1 protein-coding gene is annotated in these 3,010 nt (G+C 36.2%); it reads right to left on the bottom strand.

Features of this window, described 5'->3' with window-relative positions:
- Positions 1-3,010 (bottom strand): TonB-dependent receptor (locus K8V80_RS05495; protein ID WP_423773062.1); only part of this gene is annotated, 3,010 nt, incomplete at both ends.

The following is a 3,010-nucleotide window of genomic DNA, read 5'->3' as shown; positions in this document are numbered from 1 at the left end:
TTACATAGGCTTGTAGGCGAGATAGATGTAGCTTTTGTAGTACTTTTTTATTGAAATCGTATGATAAGGTTATTGTTTTCAAACGGATATAAGATCCATCCTCAATAAAACGTGAAGAGTTGTGGATGTTTTCTATATTACCTACTCTTGGAATATCGGTAACCATACCTGGTCTTTTCCATCTGTCAAGCACATTTTTAGATTGATTTCTAAAGTCGAACATGCCTTCTGTATCAATTCTGGTGGCATTAAAAATCTTATTACCTTGGCTACCTTGTAAAAAAACCGATAAAGAGAGTCCTTTATAAGAGAAGGTATTTGTTAATCCAAAGATAAAATTTGGTTGAGCATTTCCAATAGTTGTACGATCTTCAGGGTCAATCTGACCATTTTCATTTAAGTCTCTGTACATGATGTCTCCTGTTTCGGGATCTCCTCCATCAGAGATATAACCATAAAATGTGCCTAAAGGTAGTCCTTCTTTTAGGATGATAGCATTTTCTTTGGTCTCGTACATCTCTCCATCATAATATACTTTATTAAGTCCAAGTTTGGTCAATCTATTATTATTGAAGGAAATGTTGAAGTCTGTATTCCATTGCAATTGACCTGTTAAGTTTTGCGATGAAACCATGAACTCAATACCTTTATTTTCCATCTCCCCATCATTACGAGTAATTCCACCTGGTAGGTTAACACTTTCTGGTAGTCCCACTGTTAGAAGTAAATCTTTTGTTTTCTTTATGTAGGCATCAGCAGAAAAAATAATACGTGAATTAAATAGGTTCAAGTCTATACCCGCATTCCATTGAGCTGTCTTTTCCCAAGTCAACTCTTTGTTGGCTGCAGAGTTGGGGCTGATAGCAAGTCCTGGATACAAATTGTCTGAAGTAGGAGTAACTCTACTAGCATTCATGTTAGCCAGGTATGAATAGTTGCCTATACCACTCTGATTACCTGTCATACCCCATCCTATTCTTAGCTTTAAATCTGTGATGTAGTCTTTAGTTGCTTCCATGAATTTTTCTTCAGAAATTCTCCAACCAGCTGATATTGACGGGAAATATCCCCATCTATGTTTAGGCGCAAATCGAGAAGAACCATCTGCTCTAAAGTTTACAGTAACTAAGTATCTACTAGCAAAATTGTAAGCAGCTCTACCTAAGAAGGAAGCTAGTGTCCATGCTGAAGCAGAAGATCCTGTAGCATCTTTATCTATCTGGTTTGCTGCTGCAATAGAGTGAATGTCGGGATAAGATTCTGATAAATCAAAGCCTGCAATCCAGCTGCCATTATATTGAGCCTTTTGAAGAGTGTTACCACCCATTAGTGATAAGTTATGTTTGTCAAAAGACTTATCATAAGTAAAAATGTTTTCCAATAGCCATTCGAAATTTCTAGAAAAGCTTTCTTGAACTCTACCTTTTGTTCCTCTACCATCAGATGTTGAAATTGGATCTAAGAAATAGTCCCAATGTTCATTGGTTAGTTCAAGTCCAAAGTTGGATTTGAATTTAAGTCCTTTATAAATGTCTAAAGTAAAGCCAAAGGAAGTTCTCAAAAAGTCTGTAGATGTAGCATTATCGGCGGCATTGGCTGCAAATGGGTTTAAAATACGTGATCCATAAGCCAATTCGTCGTATTGATTCGGATTATTAGGATCCCATTTGTTCAAAAATGGAGGAGTGTTTAGCACTGATAAGATAGAGCCTGAACGCATAGCACTTCCGTTTTCAGTAATCCATTGTCCCTTAGTATTCGAATAAGAAACATTTAAATTTAATTTTAACCAATTAGTTTGTTGACTATCAATATTGGAACGGAAGCTATATCTTCTGAAGTTTGCTTTGTTTACAATTCCTTTTTCATCTGTGTAACCACCTGAAATGAAGTATTGTAATTTTTCATTTCCACTTGAAACAGATAATTGATAATTTTGAGTTACACCCGTACGGAAAAACTCATCTGTCCAATCTACATATCTGTTTTCACTATCAGGAATAGTTGGAGCAACGTTGGATACTTTTTTAAGATCTTTCATTAAATCCTTGTATTCATCCGTATTTAGTGCGTCTATTTTCTTTCCCAATTTAGAAAAACCTGCATAGGTGCTTGCCTTAACAATCGGTCTGCCTGCTTGGCCACGCTTGGTTGTAATCAGCACAACCCCATTGGCTGCTCTAGCTCCGTATATGGCAGCAGAAGATGCGTCTTTCAATACTTGCATACTTTCAATATCATTTGGATTTAAATCTGATATTTGGTCTGTTGGCATTCCATCTACCACATATAGAGGTTCATTAGAGGCTTGTACAGAGGTCGCACCACGTACACGTATGCTCATGCCAGATCCTGGAGCACCCGATGGTTGAATTACTTGAATACCTGCTGCCTTACCTTGTATGGCTTGAGCTGCAGAAATAATAGGCCTTTCTTCTATGTCGGAAGTGGATACTACAGACACAGCTGTTGTTATATCCTTTCTTTTCATCGAACCATATCCTACCACAATTACTTCTTCAAGTAGCTGAGTATCTTCTTTTAAAGAAATGTCATAAACACCATCTTTAGTGATGATGATATCTTTATTATTATATCCTATATATGAAAACTGAACTTTAGAAGCAGCCGGTACTTCGAGAGAGTATTCTCCATCCATATTGGTTATAGTTCCCTTATTATTATTGAGGCAGACAACAGATACTCCAATTAGTGGTTCTCCTGATTTATCGATAACCTTACCTCTAATCTTGTTTGATTTTGCTGGAGTTGATTCTTGTTTTGTTTGTGAGAAGATTACAATTTGTTTATTGGCTTCAACTCTATAAGAGATGTTAGACTTAGCTAATATCTTATTTAAAGTGCCTTCCACAGTTTCGTTGTTTACAGAGATTGATATAACATCATCTAATCCTGGTAGTTCATTAGAGAAGAATATGTTATAATCGGATTGTTTTTCTAAAGCTTTTATAGCACTTTGTCTAGTAGTTTGCTTGAGAGATAAATTGAT

Source organism: Bacteroides coprosuis, assembly GCF_020741705.1.
Classification (GTDB): domain Bacteria; phylum Bacteroidota; class Bacteroidia; order Bacteroidales; family Bacteroidaceae; genus Bacteroides_E; species Bacteroides_E coprosuis.
The sequence above is the reverse complement of the archived record's forward strand: the minus strand, read 5'-3'. Positions and strand labels throughout refer to the sequence as shown.